The sequence below is a fragment of the Gilvimarinus sp. 1_MG-2023 genome, from assembly GCF_030548285.1.
Window position 1 is genome coordinate 1 of record NZ_JAUOSC010001213.1, and the last position, 260, is coordinate 260.

The window sequence follows — 260 nt, forward strand, 5'->3', positions numbered from 1 at the left end:
TCTTTATACTAACCGCCGATTTTTCACTTAGTAAACTTAGCAAACGAGTATCCAAGTGCTTGTTTCCCAATGCAATTGCAAGTAATACGAGCCTGCTTCCAGCTTCAGTGATGATTTTGGTGGCCTGTTCGTGTGTTTGTGTTGCGGATTCTGGCGCAGCGGACTCATGTGATTAGGCGAGGCATATGATCAAAATTAAAAAAGGTCTCGACTTACCTATCACCGGAATTCCTGAGCAAACCATTACATCGGGCCAGAAC

The 260-nt window shown here is 44.2% G+C and carries 1 protein-coding gene; it reads left to right on the forward strand.

From position 1 onward, the window contains the following. Positions 1–185: 185 nt before the first annotated feature. Positions 186–260: hypothetical protein (locus Q4563_RS23780; RefSeq protein WP_442903831.1), on the forward strand; the 75-nt coding region annotated here is incomplete at its 3' end.